The sequence below is a fragment of the Candidatus Tisiphia endosymbiont of Neophilaenus lineatus genome (assembly GCF_964264975.1).
Classification (GTDB): domain Bacteria; phylum Pseudomonadota; class Alphaproteobacteria; order Rickettsiales; family Rickettsiaceae; genus Tisiphia.
Genome location: NZ_OZ183649.1, coordinates 1,215,834 through 1,240,126, shown reverse-complemented (window position 1 = coordinate 1,240,126; position 24,293 = coordinate 1,215,834). Strand labels below are relative to the sequence as shown.

The 24,293-nt window shown below is 32.8% G+C and carries 30 protein-coding genes and 1 pseudogene; 20 read left to right on the top strand and 11 right to left on the bottom strand.

Features of this window, described 5'->3' with window-relative positions; all coding sequences use genetic code 11:
- From mnmG to ACFE3K_RS07120, 11 genes are all read left to right on the top strand, one after another.
- A complete protein-coding gene (gene mnmG, locus ACFE3K_RS07170) occupies nucleotides 1–1,848 on the top strand; it encodes a tRNA uridine-5-carboxymethylaminomethyl(34) synthesis enzyme MnmG (protein ID WP_375358799.1) in 1,848 nt (615 codons plus the stop codon).
- Nucleotides 1,848–2,447: a 16S rRNA (guanine(527)-N(7))-methyltransferase RsmG gene (gene rsmG, locus ACFE3K_RS07165; RefSeq protein ID WP_342259747.1), complete on the top strand. Its 600-nt coding sequence runs from the start codon at nucleotides 1,848–1,850 to the stop codon at nucleotides 2,445–2,447. Before mnmG ends, rsmG begins: the two co-directional genes overlap by 1 nt.
- Nucleotides 2,422–3,186, top strand: coding sequence for a ParA family protein (locus ACFE3K_RS07160; protein ID WP_342259746.1), 765 nt, complete (start codon nucleotides 2,422–2,424; stop codon nucleotides 3,184–3,186). Before rsmG ends, ACFE3K_RS07160 begins: the two co-directional genes overlap by 26 nt.
- The gene (locus ACFE3K_RS07155) at nucleotides 3,183–4,055 is read left to right on the top strand and encodes a ParB/RepB/Spo0J family partition protein (protein WP_375358798.1); all 873 of its coding nucleotides are present in this window, start codon (nucleotides 3,183–3,185) and stop codon (nucleotides 4,053–4,055) included. Before ACFE3K_RS07160 ends, ACFE3K_RS07155 begins: the two co-directional genes overlap by 4 nt.
- On the top strand, nucleotides 4,056–4,706 hold the full coding sequence (gene fsa, locus ACFE3K_RS07150) for a fructose-6-phosphate aldolase (RefSeq protein WP_375358797.1): 651 nt from the start codon (nucleotides 4,056–4,058) through the stop codon (nucleotides 4,704–4,706).
- A gap of 165 nt (nucleotides 4,707–4,871) precedes the next feature.
- A complete protein-coding gene (locus tag ACFE3K_RS07145; protein ID WP_375358796.1) occupies nucleotides 4,872–5,774 on the top strand; it encodes a DNA adenine methylase in 903 nt (300 codons plus the stop codon).
- Entirely contained in the window at nucleotides 5,767–5,931 is a 165-nt protein-coding gene (locus ACFE3K_RS07140; protein ID WP_375359540.1) for a hypothetical protein, read from the top strand. The genes ACFE3K_RS07145 and ACFE3K_RS07140 overlap by 8 nt, the downstream gene beginning before the upstream one ends.
- The gene (locus tag ACFE3K_RS07135) at nucleotides 5,877–6,233 is read left to right on the top strand and encodes a PD-(D/E)XK nuclease superfamily protein (RefSeq protein ID WP_375359517.1); all 357 of its coding nucleotides are present in this window, start codon (nucleotides 5,877–5,879) and stop codon (nucleotides 6,231–6,233) included. Before ACFE3K_RS07140 ends, ACFE3K_RS07135 begins: the two co-directional genes overlap by 55 nt.
- A 100-nt stretch (nucleotides 6,234–6,333) precedes the next feature.
- Nucleotides 6,334–8,001 (top strand): energy-dependent translational throttle protein EttA, encoded by a 1,668-nt coding sequence (gene ettA, locus ACFE3K_RS07130; RefSeq protein ID WP_375358795.1) that lies wholly within the window; start codon nucleotides 6,334–6,336, stop codon nucleotides 7,999–8,001.
- Nucleotides 8,002–8,214: 213 nt separating this feature from the next.
- Nucleotides 8,215–8,544 (top strand): DUF2672 domain-containing protein, encoded by a 330-nt coding sequence (locus ACFE3K_RS07125; protein WP_375358794.1) that lies wholly within the window; start codon nucleotides 8,215–8,217, stop codon nucleotides 8,542–8,544.
- Nucleotides 8,522–8,884, top strand: coding sequence for a TfoX/Sxy family protein (locus tag ACFE3K_RS07120; RefSeq protein ID WP_375358793.1), 363 nt, complete (start codon nucleotides 8,522–8,524; stop codon nucleotides 8,882–8,884). Before ACFE3K_RS07125 ends, ACFE3K_RS07120 begins: the two co-directional genes overlap by 23 nt.
- 300 nt (nucleotides 8,885–9,184) lie before the next feature.
- On the opposite strand, the gene ACFE3K_RS07115 is transcribed toward ACFE3K_RS07120, so the two are convergent.
- Nucleotides 9,185–9,424 carry a hypothetical protein gene (locus ACFE3K_RS07115; RefSeq protein WP_375358792.1) on the bottom strand — a complete coding sequence of 80 codons (240 nt, stop codon included), beginning with the start codon at nucleotides 9,422–9,424 and terminating at the stop codon, nucleotides 9,185–9,187.
- A 104-nt stretch (nucleotides 9,425–9,528) separates the two neighbouring features.
- Here ACFE3K_RS07115 and ACFE3K_RS07110 point away from each other — a divergent pair, with 104 nt between their 5' ends.
- Together ACFE3K_RS07110 and ACFE3K_RS07105 are read left to right on the top strand one after the other, a co-directional pair.
- The gene (locus ACFE3K_RS07110) at nucleotides 9,529–9,978 is read left to right on the top strand and encodes a helix-turn-helix domain-containing protein (RefSeq protein WP_375358791.1); all 450 of its coding nucleotides are present in this window, start codon (nucleotides 9,529–9,531) and stop codon (nucleotides 9,976–9,978) included.
- The gene (locus tag ACFE3K_RS07105; RefSeq protein ID WP_375358790.1) at nucleotides 9,972–10,514 is read left to right on the top strand and encodes an IS630 family transposase; all 543 of its coding nucleotides are present in this window, start codon (nucleotides 9,972–9,974) and stop codon (nucleotides 10,512–10,514) included. The genes ACFE3K_RS07110 and ACFE3K_RS07105 overlap by 7 nt, the downstream gene beginning before the upstream one ends.
- Here ACFE3K_RS07105 and ACFE3K_RS07100 read toward each other — a convergent pair.
- The 3 genes from ACFE3K_RS07100 to gatB form a co-directional block, all read right to left on the bottom strand.
- Entirely contained in the window at nucleotides 10,498–10,641 is a 144-nt protein-coding gene (locus ACFE3K_RS07100; RefSeq protein WP_375358789.1) for a hypothetical protein, read from the bottom strand. The genes ACFE3K_RS07105 and ACFE3K_RS07100 overlap by 17 nt on opposite strands.
- Nucleotides 10,642–10,845: 204 nt before the next feature.
- The gene (tsaD, locus tag ACFE3K_RS07095) at nucleotides 10,846–11,880 is read right to left on the bottom strand and encodes a tRNA (adenosine(37)-N6)-threonylcarbamoyltransferase complex transferase subunit TsaD (protein WP_375359516.1); all 1,035 of its coding nucleotides are present in this window, start codon (nucleotides 11,878–11,880) and stop codon (nucleotides 10,846–10,848) included.
- Between the two features lie 135 nt (nucleotides 11,881–12,015).
- Nucleotides 12,016–13,473, bottom strand: coding sequence for an Asp-tRNA(Asn)/Glu-tRNA(Gln) amidotransferase subunit GatB (gatB, locus tag ACFE3K_RS07090; protein WP_375358788.1), 1,458 nt, complete (start codon nucleotides 13,471–13,473; stop codon nucleotides 12,016–12,018).
- A 285-nt stretch (nucleotides 13,474–13,758) separates the two neighbouring features.
- Between gatB and infA the strand changes: the two genes are divergently transcribed.
- From infA to ACFE3K_RS07075, 3 genes and pseudogenes are all read left to right on the top strand, one after another.
- Nucleotides 13,759–13,974, top strand: coding sequence for a translation initiation factor IF-1 (gene infA / locus ACFE3K_RS07085; protein ID WP_375358787.1), 216 nt, complete (start codon nucleotides 13,759–13,761; stop codon nucleotides 13,972–13,974).
- 15 nt (nucleotides 13,975–13,989) lie between these two features.
- A complete protein-coding gene (locus ACFE3K_RS07080) occupies nucleotides 13,990–14,622 on the top strand; it encodes a Maf family protein (protein ID WP_341751571.1) in 633 nt (210 codons plus the stop codon).
- Between the two features lie 182 nt (nucleotides 14,623–14,804).
- Nucleotides 14,805–15,055: pseudogene (locus ACFE3K_RS07075) on the top strand (type II toxin-antitoxin system Phd/YefM family antitoxin).
- Between the two features lie 56 nt (nucleotides 15,056–15,111).
- On the opposite strand, the gene ACFE3K_RS07070 reads toward ACFE3K_RS07075, so the two are convergent.
- Nucleotides 15,112–15,342 (bottom strand): hypothetical protein, encoded by a 231-nt coding sequence (locus ACFE3K_RS07070; protein WP_375358786.1) that lies wholly within the window; start codon nucleotides 15,340–15,342, stop codon nucleotides 15,112–15,114.
- A 51-nt stretch (nucleotides 15,343–15,393) separates the two neighbouring features.
- Here ACFE3K_RS07070 and ACFE3K_RS07065 point away from each other — a divergent pair, with 51 nt between their 5' ends.
- From ACFE3K_RS07065 to ACFE3K_RS07055, 3 genes are read left to right on the top strand one after another with little or no spacing between them, the layout of a single operon-like run.
- Nucleotides 15,394–15,621: a helix-turn-helix domain-containing protein gene (locus ACFE3K_RS07065; RefSeq protein WP_375358785.1), complete on the top strand. Its 228-nt coding sequence runs from the start codon at nucleotides 15,394–15,396 to the stop codon at nucleotides 15,619–15,621.
- Nucleotides 15,622–15,642: 21 nt separating this feature from the next.
- On the top strand, nucleotides 15,643–15,894 hold the full coding sequence (locus ACFE3K_RS07060) for a helix-turn-helix domain-containing protein (protein WP_375359515.1): 252 nt from the start codon (nucleotides 15,643–15,645) through the stop codon (nucleotides 15,892–15,894).
- Nucleotides 15,888–16,466: an IS630 family transposase gene (locus ACFE3K_RS07055; RefSeq protein WP_375358393.1), complete on the top strand. Its 579-nt coding sequence runs from the start codon at nucleotides 15,888–15,890 to the stop codon at nucleotides 16,464–16,466. Before ACFE3K_RS07060 ends, ACFE3K_RS07055 begins: the two co-directional genes overlap by 7 nt.
- A gap of 845 nt (nucleotides 16,467–17,311) precedes the next feature.
- Here ACFE3K_RS07055 and ACFE3K_RS07050 read toward each other — a convergent pair.
- From ACFE3K_RS07050 to ybeY, 6 genes are all read right to left on the bottom strand, one after another.
- On the bottom strand, nucleotides 17,312–17,815 hold the full coding sequence (locus ACFE3K_RS07050) for an SH3 domain-containing protein (protein WP_375358784.1): 504 nt from the start codon (nucleotides 17,813–17,815) through the stop codon (nucleotides 17,312–17,314).
- An 8-nt stretch (nucleotides 17,816–17,823) separates the two neighbouring features.
- A complete protein-coding gene (locus ACFE3K_RS07045; RefSeq protein WP_341748266.1) occupies nucleotides 17,824–19,551 on the bottom strand; it encodes a cation:proton antiporter in 1,728 nt (575 codons plus the stop codon).
- A gap of 83 nt (nucleotides 19,552–19,634) precedes the next feature.
- Nucleotides 19,635–19,964 carry a ribosome silencing factor gene (gene rsfS, locus ACFE3K_RS07040; protein WP_341751565.1) on the bottom strand — a complete coding sequence of 110 codons (330 nt, stop codon included), beginning with the start codon at nucleotides 19,962–19,964 and terminating at the stop codon, nucleotides 19,635–19,637.
- A gap of 39 nt (nucleotides 19,965–20,003) precedes the next feature.
- Nucleotides 20,004–21,638, bottom strand: coding sequence for an ABC-F family ATP-binding cassette domain-containing protein (locus ACFE3K_RS07035; protein WP_375358783.1), 1,635 nt, complete (start codon nucleotides 21,636–21,638; stop codon nucleotides 20,004–20,006).
- On the bottom strand, nucleotides 21,635–22,570 hold the full coding sequence (locus ACFE3K_RS07030; protein ID WP_375358782.1) for a transporter associated domain-containing protein: 936 nt from the start codon (nucleotides 22,568–22,570) through the stop codon (nucleotides 21,635–21,637). The genes ACFE3K_RS07035 and ACFE3K_RS07030 overlap by 4 nt, the downstream gene beginning before the upstream one ends.
- 3 nt (nucleotides 22,571–22,573) lie before the next feature.
- Entirely contained in the window at nucleotides 22,574–23,071 is a 498-nt protein-coding gene (gene ybeY, locus ACFE3K_RS07025; protein WP_375358781.1) for an rRNA maturation RNase YbeY, read from the bottom strand.
- Between the two features lie 164 nt (nucleotides 23,072–23,235).
- Between ybeY and dusB the strand changes: the two genes are divergently transcribed.
- Nucleotides 23,236–24,207, top strand: coding sequence for a tRNA dihydrouridine synthase DusB (gene dusB / locus ACFE3K_RS07020; RefSeq protein ID WP_375358780.1), 972 nt, complete (start codon nucleotides 23,236–23,238; stop codon nucleotides 24,205–24,207).
- Nucleotides 24,208–24,293 lie beyond the last annotated feature (86 nt).

Here is a 24,293-nt window from a genome sequence, read left to right as displayed (position 1 = left end):
ATGAGATATAGTGTTGTAGTTATTGGTGGTGGTCATGCTGGTTGCGAGGCAGCTTCGGCTTCTGCACGTTTAGGTGTAGATACTCTTTTAATTACTCTCAAATTAGATAATCTTGGTGAAATGTCTTGCAATCCTGCAATAGGTGGGGTAGCAAAAGGCACTTTAGTAAAAGAAATAGATGCACTTGACGGACTCATGGGTAAAATTATAGACCAAGCCGGTATCCATTATAAAATGCTCAATGAAAGTAAAGGACCAGCAGTTTGGGGACCAAGAGCTCAAGCTGATAGAAAACTTTATAAAAAAGCTATGCATAATGTCTTGATAAATCACCCAAATTTGACAATTTTATGTGCGTCTGTAGAAAATATTGAAGTCCACGACTCTAGAGTAAAGGCATTAACCTTAGATAATGGTACGTGTATTGAGTGTCAAAAAGTTGTGTTAACTACAGGTACATTTTTATCCGGGCTCATTCACATAGGAACTAAAAAAATCCCATCTGGTAGAATAGGTGAAAAGCCGTCATACGGTTTATCTAACACTTTAAAATCTTTTGGTTTTTCTCTTGGCAGGTTAAAAACTGGTACCCCTCCAAGAATAGATGGAAGAACAATTGATTATAACGAAGTAGAAGTGCAGGCTGGAGATACCGTGCCACGTCCTTTCTCCGAACTTACAAATTCTGTTAAGATAAAGCAAATAAATTGTTTCGTTACTAGAACAACTGAACAAACCCACGAAATTATTAGGAATAATTTAGATAAATCAGCTATGTATTCTGGACAAATCAAGGGTATAGGACCAAGATATTGTCCATCCATTGAGGATAAGGTTACTAGATTCTCTAAAGCAAGTCATCAAATATTTTTAGAACCTGAAGGCTTGGACGACCATACTATATACCCAAATGGTATATCTACATCGTTGCCTGAAGATATACAATTAGCATTGCTAAAAACAATTCCTGGTCTTAAAAATGCCACTATGTTAAAACCAGGATATGCAATAGAATATGATTATGTCGATCCAAGAGAATTAAAAGTAACGTTAGAAACAAAAAAAATTAAAGGTTTGTATTTTGCCGGTCAAATTAATGGCACCACTGGCTATGAAGAAGCTGCGGGGCAAGGAATTATGGCTGGCATTAATGCAGCCTTATCGATAAAAAATCAATCAGATTTTATTTTGACCAGAGCAGATGCTTATATTGGTGTTATGATTGATGATTTAATTACCCTTGGTACAGTGGAGCCTTATAGAATGTTCACTTCCAGATCTGAATATAGACTTTCTGTTAGGCCTGATAATGCAGATTTAAGGCTAACTCAAATGGCCATAGATATTGGTGTTATATCCAATTTACGCAAAGAGATTTTTAGTAAGAAATGTGACGATATTCATAAGGTAGAAAATATTGTAAAAACTATTTCTTTAACAACCACTAAGTTAGCTAACTTGGGTGTGTCTATTGCACAAGATGGTTCATATAAAACAGCCTTTGATTTACTAGGACTACCAAATTTTGGTGTTGATAAAACAATAGAGATATTCCCAGAACTTATTTCATTAAATAAAAAAATCCTTCATTATCTTTGTATTGAATCAAGATATTCTTCTTATTTGATTAGACAAAATGCAGATATTCAATTATTTAAAGAAGAAGAGTTGGAATTATTAGATGAGAATATTGATTACTTTAAAATACCAAGCTTGTCTACAGAAGTAAGAGAAAAGCTCCATTATCATAAACCGGCGACTATTGGTGCAGCTAGAAGAATATCTGGAGTTACTTCAGCTGCTTTAATAGCAATTATAATTTATATAAAAACAAGATATAAACATTAATGTATGACTGTCGTAATGTTCCACGTGAAATATTAGATGCCCTTAAGAAGTATCAATCATTGACATTAAAATGGAATAAAACTATTAATCTCGTTTCTTGTAATACCGAGCGTGAGTTTTGGGTAAGACATATTTTAGATTCTTTACAGCTAATGAAGTATATAAATAACCAAAATATTCATTTAATAGATGTTGGTTCGGGTGGTGGATTTCCAGGGATAGTTTTGTCTATTGCTGGAATAAAAAATGTTACTTTAGTAGAATCTGATGTAAGAAAATCTATTTTTTTATTGCAAGCTTCTAAAATTTCTACTAATAAAGTCAATGTGGTTAATCAACGAATAGAAAATGTTAAATTAGATTGTGATATATTAACTTCTAGAGCCTGTGCTCAGTTAGAGAAAATATTTGTTTATACCCAACATATTAATGTAAGAAATAAGTATTTATTATTTAAAGGTGAGCAATATCAAAAAGAAATTGAAATTGCTAAAAAGAGATGGTCTTTTTGTCATTCTATGTATGATAGTGAGACTTCTGATAATAGTAAGATTCTAGAAATTAGTAACATATATGACAAAAATAGTTGCGATAGTTAATCAAAAAGGTGGAGTTGCTAAAACTACAACTACTGTAAATTTATCGACAGCTTTATCTGTAATGGATAAAAAAATCTTGGTTATAGATTTAGATCCTCAAGGAAATAGTAGTACTGGTTTTGGTATAAACCAACAAGATAGAAAAGTTACTATTTATCAGGTATTAATTGGTTTAAGAACGATTGAAGAAGCCATAATACAAACGAATATTCCAAATTTACAATTAATTACAGCTAACACTAATTTATCCGGTGCTGAATCGGATTTATTAAGTATAAAAAAGCGTGAATATTTATTATCGGATTTGTTAAATAAGTTGGTCAGTAAATATGATTATATTATTATAGATTGTCCTCCTGCTCTTAACCTACTAACAGTTAATGCGTTAGTAGCTTGTGATTATGTATTAATCCCTATGCAGTGTGATTTTTATTCATTAGAAGGATTAAGTCATTTACTAAAAACAATTGAAATTATAGAAAAGAATTTAAATCCAAAAATAAAAATTGCCGGTATTTTATTTACTATGTATGATAAGCGTAATCGATTAACTGAGCAAGTAGAGGATGATGTTAGAAAATGCTTAGGAAGATTGGTATTTAAGACAGTTATTCCACGGAATGTAAAACTATCTGAGGCACCATCTTACGGCCAGCCAGCAATTATTTATGATCATAAATGTACTGGCTCTATTGCTTATATAGAACTTACAAAAGAGATTTTAGGTAGAAATATATGAAAAACAAAGGTTTAGGCAAAGGGTTATCGGCTTTGCTTGGAGAAGAGGTTTTTACTGTAGAAAAAGATGAGTTAGTAAAAATTATAGATATTGATAAAATTGAAGCTAGGAATAATCAACCAAGGAAAAAATTTGAATATGATAAAATAAAAGAATTAGCTGACTCCATAAGTAATAATGGTTTATTGCAACCGATCATTGTTAATTCAACCAGTGATGGAAAATATAAAATTATAGCTGGTGAGAGACGTTGGCGTGCTTGTAAAATAGCTAAGCTTAGCGATATTCCTGCTATTGTAAAAGATATAGGGGATAAAGAAATTATAGAGATAGCACTAATTGAAAATATTCAAAGAGAGGAATTATCTGTTATAGAAGAATCAGAAGGATTTGAGCGGTTAATAAAAGAGTTTGGTTATACACAAGAGAAATTAGCAGAAAAACTTAGCAAGAGTCGTAGTCATGTAGCTAATTTATTAAGACTAAATCAATTACCACAATCTATCAAAGATAAAATAAATGAAGGGCTTTTAACTATGGGACATGCAAGATGCCTAATTAATCATCAGCAGGCCGAGGTAATAGCTAACCATATTATTGGAAATGATTTAAGCGTTCGACAAACTGAAGATATAGTAAAAAATTGGTCTAAAAATGAATATACAAAAATCCCAGAACATGATAGACATGTAGGGAAAAGATTTCTAAAAGAAAATAGTAAAGAGAATGATCTACAATTATTAGCTAAATCATTGTCAGAAAGATTTAATATAAAAGTAACTATTGAAGACTACCCAATTGGTGGAAAATTAATATTTCACTATAGTAATTTAGAAGAACTTGACTCAATTTTGTCTAGGTTAAATTAAATGCAAATTTTTTTAGATAGTGCCGATATTAAAGAAATTGATGAAATTAATCAATTAGGTATAATTGATGGTATAACTACTAATCCTTCCTTAATGTCTAAGACAAAAGATGATTTTGTCTCAACTATTACAGAAATATGTAAGATAATAACTTCCGATGTTAGTGTTGAAGTGGTTGCAAATGATGTTGATACTATGATTAGTCAAGGAAATAAAATTTTAGAAATATCCAGCAATATTGTTATTAAATTACCTATGACATGGAATGGTATTAAGGCGTGCCAATATTTTTCAAATAAAGAAAAAAAAGTGAACATGACCTTATGCTTTTCTGTGAATCAGGCTCTTATCGCTGCAAAAGCCGGAGCATATTATATATCGCCTTTTATCGGTAGACTTGATGATATAGGTCTAAATGGTATTAGTTTAATAAGTGATATAAGACAAGTATATGATAATTATCAGTATCAAACAAAAATCCTTGCTGCATCTATAAGAAACCCTAACCATGTTTATCAAGCTAGTATGTATGGGGCTGATGTTGCTACAATGTCTAGTAAAATTATCAAGCAATTATTAGATCATCCACTAACAGACTTCGGTTTAGAGATTTTTAATAAAGATTGGGATAAATCTGGATTAAAAATTTGATTATTAAAAATGCTAATTGTATATCTTCAGGCAACGATAAAGAATTAGATACTGCTTATTTCAGGTAACAACAGGTGAAAGAGGAATCAGAAAATAGGTGGTATGTTTAATAACATTCTTGTAATGTCGAAAGATATTTGGCATATGAAATTTTGGTAAATTCTTATGCAAATTGAATCAGTAAACAATTTAAGAATATCGTTTAATGAAGCCTTATCAAGGATAGGAAAAAATGTGCTAAAAAATGATGATATAATAATTGAAAATGACGATAAAGCAAAACCATTTGTAAAATGGGTAGGTGGAAAAAGAAGTTTAATAAAAGAATTATCCTCAAGAACACCGCAAACTTATAAAAGCTATTATGAACCATTTATAGGAGGAGGAGCACTGTTGTTTGCTCTTGCCCCATCTGGTGCGACTATATCAGACGTAAACCTAGATTTAGTTATTACATATGCCGTGATTAAAAATAAACCTCAAGAATTGATAAAGCTATTGGCAAAACATAAAGTCAATCATTGTGAAGAATATTACTATAAAATCCGGAAACAATTTATTAATGATAATGACATAGAAGTTGCTGGACGTTTTATATATCTTAATAAAACCTGTTATAATGGTTTGTATAGAGTTAATAACAAAGGTGAGTTTAATGTGCCTATGGGGAAATACAAAAACCCAGCAATAGTTGATGAGACAAATATACTAGCTTGTAGTAAATTATTACAAAATGTTGATATAAAATATCAAGATTTCAGTAAGATTTCTCCAAATACAGGTGATTTTGTTTATATTGATCCTCCTTATCATCCTATAAATAATACATCGTTTACTAAATATACAAAACTTGATTTTACAGAAACAGATCAGATAAAACTTTATCAAAAATGTAAAGAATTACACGATAAAGGTATATATTTTATGCTTTCAAATTCTAATATTCAGTTTATACAGCATCTGTATAAAGATTTTTATATAGAGATTATCGAAGCACCACGTGCTATCAATTATAAAGCTAATGAAAGAAAAAATACAGAAGAAGTTTTGATTAGAAATTATGAATAAAATACAAGGTGGATCAATTGCAAATAAAACAGGGAATGAACTTGAGATATTTATAAATAATCGTCTTGTTAGGGAAGGTTACGTTTTTGTTCCCAAGACTAGATTTATTGCTTCACAAGTATTAGCACAACAATCTATACTAGACAATTTAATTTAGGAGAAACTATCTATAATACCGCTTGGCAATGCGATTTTATTCTATATCATCCTATAAAACATTCTAATTGTCTTGTTATTGAATCTAAGTGGCAACAATCAGGCGGTTCTGCAGATGAAAAATACCCTTATACAATATTAAATGTTAGAAAACAAAGTCTTTATAATGTTATTATCATTATAGATGGAGATGGTTACAAAAAAGGTGCTTTACAATGGTTAAAAGATCAAGTTTATGGAAACTTAAAAGATGTTTTTAGTATGTCTGAATTTACAACTTGGGCAAATAAACAAAATATTTAGGTTGTGTATGTATATAGCTTCCTTAAAGAGTTAAGGTTAATTTGTTCTATTAACTATTTAAAAACTACAAATAAATTACAAAAATAAAGGATTAAGGATTATGTCTTATCAATATGTTTATGTTATGAATGGTCTAAGTAAGACCATCAACGGTAAACAAATTTTAAAGGAAACGTATTTGTCTTTCTTACCAGGGGCAAAAATCGGTATTATTGGTCCAAATGGTGCTGGTAAATCTACTCTTTTAAAAATTATGGCAGGTATTGACAAAGAATATGACGGTGAGGCGTTTGTAGCTAGTGGGGTTAGAGTTGGCTATTTAGCTCAGGAACCGCATCTTGATCCTACTCAAAATGTTTTTGATAATATTATGGAAAGTTTAAGTGATAAGAAAGCTTTAATCGATGAATTTAATGAAATAAGCTATAAATTTGCTGAGGAAATGTCAGATGATGCAATGAACGAACTTCTAGCAAAACAGGCTGATCTACAGGAGAAAATAGATAGTTGTGATGCTTGGAGTTTAGAGAGGGAAATAGAGATTGCTATGTTTGCATTAAGGTGTCCAAATAAAGATGCCGATGTTACAAAAATCTCAGGTGGGGAAAAAAGACGAGTTGGGTTATGTAAACTTTTACTAGAAAAGCCTGATATGTTATTACTCGATGAACCAACAAACCATTTAGATGCTGAATCGGTATCTTGGCTAGAAAATTATTTAAAAAATTATAAAGGTACTGTAGTAGTTATTACCCATGATCGATATTTTCTTGATAATGTAACGGATTGGATATTAGAGGTGGATCGTGGTAGATGTGTTCCATGGCATTCTAATTACACTGCTTGGCTTGAGCAAAAGCAAGCAAAATTAGAGCTTGAAGATAAAGAAGAAGATGATAGAAGTAAACAATTAAAAAGAGAACTTGAATGGATACGTCAATCACCAAAAGCTAGGCAATCAAAAAGTAAGGCTAGAATTACTGCTTATCAGGATTTGTTGACCAAACAAAAAGAACAAAGATCCGGCACTGCACCAATTATTATACCTAATGGTCCACGCCTAGGCGATTTAGTTATAGAGGCAGAGCATATAGCGAAGAGATACGGTGATAAGGTATTGTTATCAGACTTTAGCTTTAAGGTTGTTCCAGGAGCTATTGTTGGTATTATAGGTCCAAATGGAGCAGGTAAATCTACTTTATTTAACATTATCACTGGCAAGACTGATCCAAATCACGGCTCTATTAAATTAGGACAGACTGTTAAACTTGGTTACGTTGATCAATCAAGAGATGATTTAGATGATAACAAGACTGTGTGGGATGAGATTTCCTCAGGTCTTGAAGAGTTGCAACTTGGTTCTAGAACAATGAAAAGTCGAGCTTATTGTGCAGCCTTTAATTTTAGGGGTGGCGACCAACAAAAGAAAGTAGGACAACTTTCTGGGGGTGAACGCAACAGGGTACATATAGCCAAATTACTAAAAGAGGGAGCTAACGTTATATTACTTGATGAACCATCTAATGATCTTGATGTTGACACATTACGAGCCTTAGAAGATGCTATTTTAGATTTTGCTGGATGTGTATTAGTAATAAGCCATGATCGTTGGTTTTTAGACAGAATAGCAACACATATTATTGCTTTTGATAAAGATGGAAATGCTATGTGGTTTGAAGGAAATTACCAAGATTATCATGATTATATGATTAATTCAACAGGTGAAAATATTATTAATCCTAAATATCGTCATAAAAAGTTAGTATAAACCTCAATTTTGGATTAATTTCATTAATCCGAAATTGGAATGAGAAAGTAAACAATCAGGCTGAAAGCGGTTTGACACCTGATTGTTAAATATTTCATTTGCTAATAATCTTATTTTTATACCAATAAAAATAAGATTATTAGCGATAATAAATTAAAATGCATTCGTACCAGCCGCTTCAAGAATGCATTTTTCTGATATTAGAGGTATATTATGTCTCTAGGAGAAATATTAATGGTTATGTTAGTAGCACTGATAGTAATGAAGCCAGAAGATATTCCAATCATTATAAAAAAAATCCAAGAATTTAAATTATACTGCTCAGCTATCAAAAATCAAGTATTGGTCTATATTACGAAAGACCTAAAAATTGATAATGATATTCTAGAGAGTAATGCTGAGCAGTTGAATTTTTATTTAGAAAGAATCATTAATATCCAAGGCTATTATGATGGTAATTATTCTCTAGATGAGCTTAAAGCAAAGTATGATGAGCTTATAAAAATAAAAAGTACAAAGTATGTACAAGATTGTAAGAAATAATGAATTTATTGAATATATAAAAGATATATTAGCCCCTTTTGGTCAAATAACTACTCGTGCGATGTTTGGTGGTTATGGCATATATAAAGATAGAGTGATAATAGGGATTATTGCAGAAAGTGAGCTATATTTTAAAGCAGATAGCTTCACTGCTAAATATTTTAAATCTTTTGGCTCACAGCCATTTACCTATAATAGTAAAAATAAGCTAGTAACTATATCATATTGGAAAGTATTACCTGAGATTTTAGAGCAACAGGAAGAACTTGGAAAATCGGTCTCTATGGCATTTAATGTATCTATTAATTCCAAGAAAATACCTCATGCTTTAAATCATTGAGGTAGAATTGTGAATTATGAAGGACACCAAAAATCTGATATTGTATTTACTAGTAATTTAGCTGAGTCTACGGTAGAAAGTTTAATTAATCGTTGTGCAAAGGTCACCAACATATGCGTTGTTCTAGAGATGGTCTTAATCCGTTGTTGTAGATCAAGACTGTTTTACATAGTAAGGGAGAATGGTATAACAAGTGACCCCAATTCGGGATAAGAATTGACAAATTCTTATCCCAAATTCGTGTAAGCGGCAAACTGCTGTATTAAATGCAGCGTAAATATGTTGAAATCACTAAATATATTATGGTTTCACAAGTTCTTTACTGTCTGCAGTAGTGTCTTTTAAAGGCAAATCAAACTCTATGGCGAAAGCAGATTTTTCATCATTAGTGAAACAGCCTTCTGAGACTAATGTACGCTTCCAAATTTCAAGAAACATTTCAGGTGAGCAAGCTTCTTTAAGATCTTGTAAATAAGTACGCTTTTCAAGAAAATTCAAAACCGGGAAGAAGCTCGAGCTATCTAATAATACTAATTGCAATAATGAACACGGTGTTAAAAAATGGGTTTTTAACTGATAAATAGGTACTCAAATAGCTAGGTTAATATTACCGCAAGGTTTTGGAAGGTCATGATTTTATAAAAATGATGAAACATGAGCCGCATGGTCGAAATCGTATACGTTTATTGGCGATGTATCACCTTCAATTAGGCAAATCTTTTAAAGCCATATCTGAAATAGTGAAGTCACACTGGAAAACTGTGCAATCATCGCTCAGAAGATTTAGGAATCATGGTTTTGAAGGATTATTTGAATCACAAAGAAGCGGTGCCCCTAGGAAGATTAACAGTATACAAGAGTCTGCTATTTTTGATAAAATCAATACGCTCAGTGAAAGTAAAACTGGTGGGTATATAACTGGAAAAGAGCTACATATCATGTTACTTGAGGCATATGGTGCTAAATGTGCTTTAAAAACAGTCTACAATACTATGCACCGCCTTGGTTTTAGCTGGATTACTTCTCATTCAATGCATCCAAAATCAAATCAAGAGACTCAAAATAGATATAAAAAAACTTTCCAGACATGTTAACAAAATTATTAGCAAAAAATATCGATAGATGTAAAGTTGATATATGGTCTCAGGATGAAACTAGAGTTGGGCAACAAGGTAGCTTAACTCGTATATGGGCTAAGCGTGGCACTAGACCCCGTAAAGTTCGGCAACAGCAATTTATTTCAACATATATTTACGGAGCTGCTTGCCATGAGACAGGAGAAGCTTGTGCATTAATTTTACCATATGCAAACACACAGGCAATGAATAAATTCTTAGAAGAGCTTTCTCGCAGTATTCAAGGCAACCGACATATAGCTTTACTAACAGATAATGCAGGTTGGCACACAGCCAAAAAACTAACTGTGCCAAGCAATATCACTTTGATACCGCTTCCGCCCTATGCACCGGAACTTAATGCAATGGAACAAGTTTGGGAATGGATTAAAAATCATTTCTTGTCTAACCAATGTTATGGTGTATATGAAGATATCGTTACTATGGCTTGTTACGCTTGGAATCAACTTGCTCATAATGTAGATTTAGTAAAATCAATTATGTATAGAGATTAGATAAATACACCGTGTTAATTATTGCAATTGGTATCATTTTTTCTTCATTCTTATTGTGTATACCATTTCTTTCCTTAAAAAATGATGAAATTACTTCCCATGCTTGTTCTTCTATGTAATACTTCATATTGGTAGTTCCTTTTTTTGATAACTAGAAACTACCATTTCTTCTTACTATGGCAACTTTTTATTCCTCTTGCCTAACTATAATTTTTGTCAACAGAACCTAGGAGTGTTTAAGTCGAGGAGCGGAGCGTACATTAGTACGTGAGCACCGAAGAACTTGAACAACGACAACGCATTTCTTGATTTTCATCGAGTATACCCATTTTTATAAATCCTCTAAGCTCCATTTAGCTCTAGGACAGAAATCGAGTCGGTCAGTAAGATTGTTTTGTAGACGTTCTAGCCCAGCATAAGCGATCATAGCAGCATTATCAGTGCATAAATGTGCTGGGGGTAGTAAAAGTGCATATCCTTGAGTTGCAGCTTGATACTTAAGTATAGACCTCAAATAATCATTAGCAGCAACCCCACCGGCAAGCACGCAAGTTTTTTGTGGCAATAGCGACTTACCTATAAATTCTTCATACATTCTAAAGCTATTAAGCATTTTTACTGACAAGATTTCTCCAACCACATATTGAAAGCTGGCTGCTATATCATTAATTTCTTGATCAGCTATAGGTTCTAATTTGGATATTAATATGCGTACTGCAGTCTTTAAACCTGAAAACGACATATTACAGCCAGTTTGATGGATAATGGGCTTTGGTAAAATATATTTAGACGGATCGCCAAATTTTGCTCTTCTCTCAATTTCTACGCCTCCAGGGAAAGGCAAACCCAACATTTTAGCTACTTTATCAAAACACTCTCCAACCGAATCATCTATAGTTTGTCCTAAAATTTTATATTTGCCAAGGGAGGAAGCGGCAACAAATTGACCATGTCCGCCGGAAACTAATAGAAGTAAGTAAGGATATTCAGCCTTATTGGTTAATCTAGCAGTAAGTAAATGTCCTTCTAAGTGGTTAACTGCAATAAAAGGCTTCTTTAAGACACTAGCAATGGACCTAGCAAACATTGAGCCAACTATTACTCCTCCTATCAAGCCAGGACCGGAAGTGGCTGCGATTCCATCTATATCAGATAACTCAAGATGGCTTTCATCTAAAACATATCTAACTGCTTTTTCTAAATTCTGCAAATGTGCTCTAGCGGCAATTTCCGGTACTACCCCTTGAAAAAGCTTGTGTTCTTGATGTTGGGAAATAACAACATTTGACAAAATTTCTTTATCTGAGGTGACTATTGCCACGCCAGTATCATCACAACTTGATTCAATACCCAATATTTTAATTATTGTAATCTCTCCTTTAGACTTACCTAGCATAAGTCAAAATAGTTGAGAGATTTTTAGAAGAAACGAAGCCAAGTACCGCAGCGTACATAAACGTACGTGAAGAGCGAAGGCGAGTTTCGACGACAAAATCACCAACTATTTTGACTTATGCAGAAAGTATTTTAATAAATCATTCACTAAGTTAGGATTGGCCTTGCCTTCAGTTTTTTTCATTACTTGTCCTACAAAAAAGCCAAATAACTTATCCTTACCGCTTTTATAAGCAGCAACAGAATCAGGATTTTCCGACAATATTTCGTCAATTATAGCAGATAGTATAGCACTATCTGACATTTGCACTAAGCCCTTTTCTTTAATAATTTTTTCCGGTTGCTCGCCAGTTTCAAACATAGTTTCAAAAACTACTTTGGCAATTTTCCCTGAAATCACCCCATCTTCTATTAACTTCACCATTTGGGCAAGCATTTTTGGGGTAATCTTACACTCATTTAAGCTAATGACATTTTTATTAAGTTGACCAAACAACTCACTAATAATCCAATTAGCAAGTATCTTAGGATTGCATAAGGTCACTGCTGCTTCGAAATAATATGCTACCTGTTCATCAGCAGCAAGAACCTCAGCGTCATATGTGTTTAAACTATATTCTGCAATATATCTTTTAATTTTTGCATCCGGAAGTTCCGGTAGCTCCCGAGCTAATTGCTCTATCAGCTCCTCAGATAAAACTATTGGTAATAGATCTGGATCAGGAAAATATCTATAGTCATGAGATTCTTCTTTTAAACGCATTGTCCTAGTTTCACCAATATCAGCATCAAATAATCTAGTCTCCTGTATTATTATCTGACCATTTTCGATTAAATTCACTTGCCTATTTGCTTCAAACTCTATTGCCCGCATAATATTACGAATCGAATTTATGTTTTTGATCTCACACCTTGTTCCGAGTGGATTCCCAGGAAGCCTAACTGAAATATTAGCATCGCAACGTAATGATCCTTTTTCCATATCACCATCACAACTTCCTATATATCTTAACAAAGCCCTGAGTTTACGAACAAATTCAGCTGTTTCCTCCGGTGAGCTAAGGTCTGGTTCAGTAACAATTTCCATTAATCCTACACCAGCCCGGTTTAAATCAATGAAACTATAATACGGAGATTGATCATGGATAGATTTGCCCGCATCCTGTTCTAAATGCAAACGATTAATTCTAATTTTCTTGGTTATTCCCTGCTGAGTTACTATGTCTAAATAACCATCTTGGACAATTGGATGATAGAATTGCGAGATTTGATATCCTTGCGGTAAGTCGGGGTAAAAGTAATTTTTACGATCAAATCTTGAATTAAGATTGATTTTTGCCTTCAGTCCGAGACCGGTCTTAATTGCTTGATGGACACAATATTCATTTAATACTGGTAACATTCCAGGCATTGCTGCATCAATTAAAGATACTTGTGAATTAGGAGGAGCAGCAAATTCGGCGGAACTAGCAGAGAAAAGCTTGGATTCTGAAGAAATTTGGGCATGTACCTCTACGCCTATAACATATTCCCATTTACCTGTATTACCAACAATATAAGCCATTTAAAATCTCTTTAGTTTACTATTAGAATGTGAAAAATTTTTAAGATTAAATCTTTATCATATTTTCGATAAAAATTGTAGTTTTTTATAAATCTTTATTTTTTACATCTTTTTTCGTGAGGTGATCCTTATATTACTTGCAAATTTTTTATATTAATGTAGATTCTTTCAATATTGGTGTATAAGCGTTTGAATAACTATAATTTTATGTCAAGCGTGGTTCTGAAATTGTCCACTACGGCAAGCCATTTTAGAAATTAAAAATTATAATTTAGTTAAGTTGTAATGAGCAAAGAAGAGCTAATTAATTTTGAAGGCGTTGTCCTTGAGCTTTTGCCTAACGCAACTTTTAGAGTGAAGTTGGAAAATGGTCATGTTATTATCGCCCATACTTCTGGTAGGATGCGTAAGAATCGTATTAGGATACTTGTCGGAGATAAAATCACAGTGGAAATGACGCCTTATGATCTAACAAAAGGTCGTGTTATCCACCGTCATTAGAGTCTTTCATATTTTATGTCAAATATAGAATCCACTTTTTTAAAACAACAGAATATACCTATAGTTCTAGCCTCACAATCACCTGCAAGGCTTGAATTACTAAAAAGAATAAAGGTATTTCCTACACAAATTATTCCTGCTAATATAAATGAAACAGAGTACTTGCGAGAGTTACCAAACCAATTGGTAACAAGATTAGCACAGGAAAAAGCCGAGGTTGTTGCCAAAAAAATAAGTGGTGAAGCCATAATTATAGCAGCTGATACTGTTGTGGTTCACGGTAGAAAAATACTACCCAAGGCTTTAACAAGTGAAGATGTTAGATATTGCCTTAATATTTTATCTGGAAGGCGTCATAGGGTTTATACAGGTATCTGTATAATAAAAAAGACTCTTGAACAAGTTCTGCTGCGACAAAAATTAGTGCAAACCATAGTCAAGTTTAAAAGATTGAGCCAGCAAGAGATAGAATTTTACTGTAGCCTAGATGAAGGAATCAACAAAGCAGGCGGCTGCGGAATTCATGGATATGCCGAAGCCTTTGTTCCTAGCATATATGGATCTTACTCAAATATTATGGGATTACCACTACTGGAAACCATGCATATGCTTACTTCTTTAGGCTTTAAAAATATACCTCTTAAATAACCTGCATTCGATATAATATACTCAAATGATTTGAAGAAACTGAGGAAAAGCTGAGTTTAAACTTTATCAAGCCAATCAGAAAAACAACTAGCTTTGTCAAAAATTGGAAAATTAAAATATTGTTAAAACCTAAATTAAGTACTATAATAGGTATATAATTAAATATTAATCATGGTATAACAATGAATCATATTTATACTAATCTTACTGCCAGTATATCAGAATTTAAGAAAAGTCCTACAGCATTGCTTGCTAAGTCTAGTGGTGAGCCCTATTGCTTTATTGAATCATAATAAACCAACGGCTTATTTAGTTCCAGCTGAACTATACGAACAAATGGTTGAAATATTAGATGATAGAGATTTACTTAAACTTGCTGAAGAAAGACTAAAAGAAAAGAAAGAAGCTAATAGCAGTTGATCTAAATGATTGATAAACTTTCATGTACACAAGTACAAAGTCTCAAAAACACTTAAAAGCCTCTATATATTATGCATTGCCGCCTTTATGTAATTCTTCATCATCGAAATCTATTGTTGCTTTAGCAGCATGCATTATAATGTTAAAATATGAGAAACAGAATTTTAATAAATAATGCTCAGTTATTATGTCAGTTGCTAAAAAATTATCAAATTTATCTTTTTTAGTATTGGTAGTATGCAATATATTTTCTTGAATATAAAGCCTATTAATCAGCTGAGCTTCTAATACCAATTGCAATAATTAACGCAGTGGTCTAAGATGGGTTTTTAACTGATAAAAGGTACTCAAATGGCTAGGTTAATATTACCACAAGGTTTTCATGGTCATGATTTTATAAAAATGATGAAACATGAGCCGCATGGTCGAAATCGTATACGTTTATTGGCGATGTATCACCTTCAATTAGGCAAATCTTTTAAAGCCATATCTGAAATAGTGAAGTCACACTGGAAAACCGTGCAATCATCGCTCAGAAGATTTAGGAATCATGGTTTTGAAGGATTATTTGAATCATAAAGAAGCGGTGCCCCTAGGAAGATTAACACTATACAAGAATCTGCTCTTTTTGATAAAATCAATACGCTCAGTAAAAGTAAAACTGGTGGGTATATAACTGGAAAAGAGCTACATATCATGTTACTTGAGGAATATGGTGCTAAATGTGCTTTAAAAACAGTCTACAATACTATGCACCGCCTTGGTTTTAGCTGGATTACTTCTCGTTCAATGCATCCAAAGTCAAATCAAGAGACTCAAAATAGATATAAAAAAACTTTCCAGACATGTTAACAAAATTATTAGCAAAAAATATCGATAGATGTAAAGTTGATATATGGTCTCAGGATGAAACTAGAGTTGGGCAACAAGGTAGCTTAACTCGTATATGGGCTAAGCGTGGCACTAGACCCCGTAAAGTTCGGCAACAGCAATTTATTTCAACATATATTTACGGAGCTGCTTGCCATGAGACAGGAGAAGCTTGTGCATTAATTTTACCATATGCAAACACACAGGCAATGAATAAATTCTTAGAAGAGCTTTCTCGCAGTATTCAAGGCAACCGACATATAGCTTTACTAACGGATAATGCAGGTTGGCACACAGCCAAAAAACTAACTGTGCCAAGCAATATCACTTTGATACCGCTTCCACCCTATGCACCGGAACTTAATGCAATGGAACAAGTTTGGGAATGGATTAAAAATCATTTCTTGTCTAACCAATGTTATGGTGTATATGAAGATATCGTTACTATGGCTTGTTACGCTTGGAATCAACTTGCTCATAATGTAGATTTAGTAAAATCAATTATGTATAGAGATTGGATAAATACACCGTGTTCATTATTGCAATTGGTATAATAAAGTAGTAATTACCACCCAAGTTACGAAATAACAAATATTCTGTCATCGATGATTAGATTGATAGGGCTATTATAATTATTTTGTTTGCTTACTGTATAAATTAATTCGCGAAGTATACTGTCATCGTATTTATTAGGTGTGTCGATAATTTTTATTATTGTAAAATTATTTTCTTTACAAAAATTGATCAAAGATTGCCTTATGAGTTCAAAACGGGCATGTGATGAATATAATAAGATAATGGCTTGTTGGTTGTTCATATGCGCCCCCCTTCTCTAATGTTTTAATAATTAAGAGTTTTGATCGCCAAAGATAAAATGATAAAAGAAAATTTTATAAGTTATATATATCTTGGCGATCGGGGAGTTCGAAAAACCTTTAAGAGACAGTTACGATAGCCTTTAGGCTTGAAGTTTACACCCCCCCCAAGCCTTGAACATAGCTAGCATCTCCCCGACCATGGCAAATCGAAGAGCATCATTTTATCGGTTGATGCTTACCGCTCTTAAATGGAGGTTTCAACACCCCAAAATAACTTTACAATTACTTCATTTTTAATTTTAAATTATTACTTAGCTAAAATTAACAATAAGTTTTTTTAATTATATCTTACGGTGATTTCTGAACCAACATCATTTACTGCAGGTGAAACTGTCAAGTGGCAACGATATTTAAACTCAATAATCAAGTTTTTCCTTAACCGTCATTGCGAGAAACCGCTGCAAGCGGCGACGTGGCAATCCAAGATACGCGAAGCATTACTCTAAAAAAAAAGCTTCGCTGTTTATCTAGATCGCCACGGCATCTAAAGACCCTTGCTATGACGATTATAGAAAAATGTACTATGGTATATAGTATTCATCCTTATATACTCCCCACAATACTATTTTAGGTAGCCATCCAGTATAATTCTTGCAGCACACCTGACAATAATCTTGTTTGCATTTATTAAGTAGGCAACGGACATAATTACTTACTCTTGCAACAATTTTATGTTGATCATTAGCTACTTGAGTCAGAGCTACTAATTCAGGACTTACCACAATCACTGATCTTTTACCCGACAATACACTTGAATGTACCCAGCCTCCTTCTCCTTTTATATCACGAATTTGCCTCCATTGTTCATATTCTGCAATAATTTCTACTGGTTCACCTTTTTTAACAAATACCCATTCTATAGGTGTTTTTATCGAAGGACCAACTCTAGCATTTACCTCATTAGCCTTTATTGAGGCAAATCTAGGTATCGGCAATTTCTGATTATCAGCTATCGTTAGTAAAGGTGTAATGGTCAAGATTATAATCAAAATATATGACTGTTGCTTTAGTAACTTGATTGCCATGGTTATTCTTAATCATTCTCTTCTAATTCACGCAAAGCATCATCTCGTTTAGCTATTACATAATTACCTGATCTAAATTGCCCTTTGATACGATTTATTTCATATTCACTAAGACCAATAAATTTTAAAATTGTTCCACCAAGCTGTAACCCCGTCTCATAATTCTCTGGTATGATTGTTGTTGCTCCAGCATCATAAAATTCTCTAGCCTTCTCTAGATTCTTTAATCTTACAATAACTTCAAGATCTGGAAAATGACTTGAAATTGTTCGAAGAGATTTTTTGATAGTAACACTATTATTCATTGTAAGTACTAGAGTTAAAATCCTTTCTGCTCCCACAGCTTTTAGCGTATCAATCTGTGATACATCTCCTTTAAAAACTGGAAAGCCATTAGCTGTTTCTGCTTTTACAATCTCGTCATTAACATCTAGTGCTATATAATTGATTCCTTCAGCTTCCAATACTAATGCTACCATTCTACCAACACTACCAAAACCGGCAATTATTATATGGTTTGTTAAATCTCTTGCTCCAAGTTCTATAATTTGTATTGGAGTCTTGCCAAGTTGTTTATCAAGTCTTTCAGCAAGTTTTCTTCCTAAAATTGCCAGTAATGGAGTTAGTGCCATAGTACATGTCACCACTAATAACAGAACATTAGCCGTACTCTCTCTAATAACCTGAGTTTCTTTACCAAGACCGAATAAGATAAAAGCAAATTCTCCACCTTGTGATAATAATAAACCTGCATGCAAGGCTACTCCTTTATTAAAACCAAATAAAATGCAAGAGGCGGCAATAATTAGTGTTTTTACTACAATCAAGGCAATAGAACAAGTTAGTATAGTTGATATTTGAGCGTATATTTCTTGAGCGTCAATATTCATTCCAACGCTCATAAAAAATAGCCCTAGCAATAAGCTTTTGAAAGGGTATATACTTTCTTCAGCTTGCAACCGAAATTCTGTCTCTGCAACCAAAACACCTGCAACAAAAGCTCCTAAAGCAAGCGATAAACCAAAATATTCCGTGGCCCAAGCTGCAGAGAGAACTACCAATAGAGTCATGGAAATTGGTAGTTCGTTTATATCGCCATTGTCCGATGAAATTAACCCAAATAAAGGTCTTAGTAATACTCTACCTGCAACAAATATTGCAAGTAGTGCTATGATAGCCTTAAGCAAAGCTGTTCCTAGAGCTATCGCTAACGAATCTTTACTATTGCTAGCAAATAGTGGTACCATAACTAGCAATGGCACAACTGCTAAATCTTGTAACAACAAGATAGCTAGGGATATACGACCTAGTTGAGTTGATTGGCTACGGCTTTCCTCAATAACTTGCATAACAAGGGCAGTTGAGGATAAAGCAAGACCACCTCCAATAATAATTGCAGCACTACTATTACCGCTGATTAGTACAACAGCGGCAGCAATCACTATAGCTGTAGTTAACACTTGTAGTGAGCCAAGACCAAATACATACCGCCTCATTACCTTTAATCTTTCAAAAGATAATTCTAAACCTATAGCAAAAAGTAAAAAAACTACTCCTAATTCTCCTAGTAATTTTGTTTGATCATATGTTACAATCTTGAATCCATGGTCTCCAATTACTGCTCCTGCAATTAAATAACCCAAAACTGGGCTTAGATTAAGGCGTTTAAGTATTGCTACAACAAATACAGCTGTTCCTATTAAAATTATAATATTGATAAGAATATGCTCTTCCATTTACACCTTTTCCCTAGAAGTATTAATACATTATTTTTTAAATACACTAAGTAGTTTTCAGTAAAAAATCTAATATTTTTAATTTATTTTTTGCTCCACATCTCTTCCAACTTAAAATACTCTCTAGTTTCTGGATAGAAAATATTAACTAATACATTTCCAGCATCTATTAATACCCATTCAGATGTTCCAAGTCCTTCAATATTAGTATCGATATTAACTTGATGTTTTAACTCTAAAGCTAAATATTCAGCAATTGCTCCAACATTTTTAGTTGAACGCCCGCTTGCAAAAATAATATATTCAGCTAATGTAGTTTTTTGTCTTATATCTATTACTACTATATCTTCTGCTTTTTTTTCTTCTAAACATTTAACCATAAACTCTTTCAATAGTTCAGTATTTTCTATCATAATTATCTCCAATTGCTAAAGTAACCTGAGTTTACTATACTATTTCACTCTCTTATTTGCCAACACCCAACTACTATCCAAATAATCATTACCATACTTATGCAAATATTCCTGATATTTACCTTTAAAATCAGTAATAGTTCGGTGGGATAGAGCAATAACCCTTGCGGCTATGTTGCTAGCAAAATCTCGATCATGAGTTACTAATATTAGAGTTCCTTGGTAGTTAATTAGAGCTTTTTTTAACATATCCTTAGATTCAATATCTAAGTGATTAGTTGGCTCATCTAATACCAATATATTACTTTCTTCCAATATAATTTTTGCTAGTAATAAACGTGCTCCTTCTCCTCCACTCAAATTTAGAATATTCTTGCTTACTTCATCTTGACGGAATAATAATTGACCTAATACACTACGTAGCACGTTATCACTTTCAGTAGATATTTGGTTGGATAACCAATCAATAACACTCATACTTTCATTTAGTAATTCATGATGATCCTGAGCAAAATAGGAAATTTGAGTTTCATATCCCCATTCATAACTTCCTAAATCAGCAGAAATTTTATTAATAAGAATCTTAAGCAAAGTAGATTTACCAATACCATTTGGACCAATAATAACAATTTTTTCTCCACGTGAGACAGTAAAATTCACATTATTTAATATTTTTTTATCCTCGTAGCTTTTAGAAATACCCTGAACTTTTAATGCTAATTTTCCAGATGGTCTTTTTTGCTTAAAATTAAAATATGGACTAACACGCGAACTTCTTTGGATGTCAGGTAATTCCATTTTTTCTATTTGTTTTTCTCGGGATGCAGCCTGTCTAGCTCTAGTGGCCAACGCTCTAAACTGGTCAACGAAACTCTGCATAACAGCAATTTTTTTCTCTAAATGAGAGAATTCTTTAAGCTTTTGTTCGGTAACCAACTGTTTATCACGAACAAAAATATCATAATTACCAGTATAAATCTTGATAGTACCATAATCTATATCAAGAATATGTGTAGAAATATTATTAAGAAAAACAAGATCGTGTGAAATAAATACCAAAGCACCTTTGAATTTCTGTTTTAGATAATTTTCTAGCCAATAAATTGAGACTATATCAAGATGATTTGTCGGCTCATCAAGTAACAATATATCAGGATTATTGAATAAACTTTGTGCCAGTAACACCCTAAGTTTATAGCCGCCGGATAGAACGGATAAAGGCTGATGATGATATTTTTCTTGTATTCCTAAACCAAGCAATAACTCAACTGCAAAAATTTCTGATATATATCCATCATTGTCAGCTATAATTTGTTCCAACTCACCTAATCGATACCCGATTTCCTCATCACATTGATCAATTGCTAATAATTTTTCTTTTTCTTGCAGTGCTTGCCATAATTCACTTCTACCGGCAATAACGGTATTAATAATTGAAGTATTTTCATAAAGAAATTGATCCTGCTTTAAACATCCTATACGTGCATTTTTGACACAGGTAAATTCTCCGATACTAGCCTCTTCCTCTTGAAACAAAATCTTAAAGAACGTAGATTTACCAGCACCATTTGCTCCAACAAGCCCATACCTATTACCTTTCTTAATATGCAAGCTCACATCAGTAAATAATATTTTTGCACCATAGCTCATGGCCAAATTAGTTGTAATAATCATAAGGTATTATCAGGTAATATTGTACCATTTTTTAACTGCAGCTTAACTTGTTTAAGTGATCTTGGGCTTGCATCAATTACTTCAAGTTCAACCTGCTGCTCAATATCAATTTTAGTACCAACCAAAGGGACATTACCTACTTTTGCTAAGACTAAACCACCAATTGTATCAAATTCATCATTCTGAAGTTTTAGTTTCACACCTAGAGCTGATTCGAGATCCTCAACTTTCACTCGAGCATTTGATAAAATAGTATTATTATTGATAATTCTGAAACTATCATTATCCGATTTCTTATCATGCTCATCATCTATTCTGCCAACTATCTCCTCCATAATATCTTCCATGGTTACAATACCGTCAGTTCCACCATATTCATCCACAACTATCGAGATCTGTACACAATCTCTTCGCATTTTTGCTAGTAAATCTATCAATTTCATTGAAGGAGCAGAAATGATAGGTTTACGAATTATTTTTTTTAGCTGCAACTCTTGATTTGTAATAAGTTGCTTAGTAATAAGTATCTTGAATAAATCTTTTATATGAATAAAGCCTACTATATTATCCAAAGTTTCATCATAAACTAATGTTCTAGTATTAGGTATTTTGCTATTAAGCATTTGGCTTAACTCATCTATACTGGCAGTTAATTTTACTGCCTTAATATCAGATCTAGGAATCATTACATCTTCTACAGTTTTATGACCAAATTTCAGAAGATTCATAAAAATCTTTTTTTCTTCTAACGTCATTTTTTTACTGTTAGATTTTAGCTTTTTAATTGCATCATAAAAATTATCCTCTAGCTTCTCTTTAGAAAACAGACGAGAGAAAAAAGATTTAAGAGTAACAATTTTTAAAGAATTTTTCAGCATATCCCTTTTAAAATGAATAGATGCAAGGTTTTCTTTTTTCAAGGAAGTGAACAAAAGCTAATATGGGGAAGCAATAGCAAAACTCTTTAATATCTCTACTTCTAAATTTTCCATAATATCTGCTTCCTCGTTATCTTGGTGATCAAAGCCTAGTAAATGCAAAATACTATGTACCAAAAGATGGATAAAATGATCTCCAAAGGCTTTATTTTGACTTATAGCTTCACTTTGAATTATTTCATAGCCAAAAGCTATGTCCCCCAAATACATATAATGTACATTAGGAGTAAATTCAAGTAAATGCCGAAAGTCTAATTCTATATCAGGAAATGATAGTACATTTGTAGCTTTTGCTTTGCCACGAAATTGGCTATTCAAATTTAACATTTCATTATTATTAGTCAGTAATATTGCTAACTCAAACTCTGCAACTCCCTTAAAATTCTTATATTTACTCAGTATAGCACCAATAACCTTCTTCACTAATAGTTTATTGATAAATTTTTGATTTTTCCAATCTTGACAAGCTCGAATAATCTCTACATTGATTTTCATGATATAGTTTCTTAGCTGAAAATGCTCAATAATATTATATAACAATATCCTGCAGATAATACTAAAAATTTTTCTTAGTGATAGCATTAGTTTGTGGTATCTTATTATAATTTATAATAATTATTCTATAATTAAAAGCTACTTAAAGTAATGAAAATATATTTATGATAAAAATAGGCAATATTCAACTACCTCATTCGGTGATATTAGCTCCAATGTCTGGGGTTACTGATCTACCATTTAGAAAATTAGTACGAAAATTTGGTGCAGGTTTGGTAGTCTCTGAAATGGTAGCAAGTAGGGCAATGATTATTGAAACAAGGCAATCTTTGCAAAGATGTGCAATCATTCAAGACGACGCTACTGGTTCATGTGTACAGATTGCTGGATGTGAACCTGATATAATAGCAGAATCAGCTAAAATAATTGAGGATATTGGGGCCAAGATTATTGATTTAAACTTTGGTTGCCCAGCTAAAAAAGTAGTAAATGGCTATTCTGGTTCAGCTTTAATGCGAAATGAGAAATTAGCGGCAAAAATTTTAGAGACTACGGTCAAAGCGGTAAAAATCCCAGTAACTTTAAAAATGCGGACTGGTTGGGATGATCAAACTAAGAATGCTCCAAATTTAGCAAAAATAGCCTATGATGTTGGAGTGCAAATGATCACCATCCATGGTAGAACAAGATGTCAGTTTTATTCTGGTCAAGCAGATTGGGAGTTTATAAGGCAAGTTAAGGATTCGGTAAAGATTCCAGTTATCGCTAATGGAGATATTACCTCCTTATCTAAAGCTAAGGAATGCTTACAAAAATCAGGGGCTGATGGCATAATGGTTGGTCGGGGAGTATATGGTAGACCATGGTTTATTTCTCAAATAGCCCATTATCTTGAAACAGGAGAAGAGTTTGCATCGCCTTCCATGGCAGAACAGTTAGAAGTGATAATAAGTCATTATGATGCCATGCTAGAATATTATGGAAACGATACCGGCGTTCAACTAGCCCGAAAACATATAGGTTGGTATAGTAGTGGTTTAGCAAACTCAGCTGAATTTAGAGGAGGGGTTAATATGATGACTGATCCAATTCAGGTTAAAGAAAAGATCATGGAATTTTATGGAAAATTCTTTTAATATAGTGACCATAGCAATTATCTTTTTAAAAAAATTAAATATTTTTTATTTATATAAAATACAGATAAAAAATATTTAATTTTTTT